Consider the following 610-nt stretch of genomic DNA (forward strand, 5'->3'; position numbering starts at 1 on the left):
TATCAGGCTATTAGAATTTGGCGGAGAGATAGGGATTTGAACCCTAGATACGCTATAAACGTATGCTGGTTTTCAAGACCAGTGCTTTCAACCGCTCAGCCATCTCTCCAATGCCGCGTATAATATAGCCCTTACCGTTATCTGTAAAGTAATAATATTAAAAAGATTTTCAAGCGATCATCAATTAAACAAAAGTTATCAATAACACTCAGTTTGATGTTTTATACACCAATTTTATCGTGCAAACATTTACATACTGAAGCATATTCTCACTTACTGAGATTCAAATTGTAGATAAAAAATAAAGAAACACCAACTGAACTAAGAAGGAATTGTATGGTGGTGGATCAAGTACCCTACACTATCGAAACCTAGCACCTAGCACCTAGTTTCACCAAAATCCAGACGTAAAAAAGCCCGCAATTGCTTGCGGGCTTTTCTATTTGGCTCCCTCTACTGGACTTGAACCAGTGCCATACGGATTAACAGGCCGCTAATCTTCCCAATAAAGAAGCACCAACTGAACTAAGAGGGAATTGTATGGTGATAGATCTAGTACCCTGCACTCTCGAAACTTCGCAACCTAGCAACCTAGCAACCTAGCAACCTA

Annotated in this window: 2 tRNA genes; both read right to left on the bottom strand. The window is 39.5% G+C overall.

Going from position 1 to position 610, the window contains the following annotated elements:
- Positions 1 to 18: 18 nt before the first annotated feature.
- Positions 19 to 109, bottom strand: a tRNA-Ser gene (locus tag BTO21_RS15375).
- 335 nt (positions 110 to 444) lie between these two features.
- Positions 445 to 535 (bottom strand) — tRNA-Asn (locus BTO21_RS15380).
- Positions 536 to 610 lie beyond the last annotated feature (75 nt).

The organism is Photobacterium phosphoreum (assembly GCF_002954725.1).
Taxonomy (GTDB): Bacteria; Pseudomonadota; Gammaproteobacteria; order Enterobacterales; family Vibrionaceae; genus Photobacterium; species Photobacterium phosphoreum.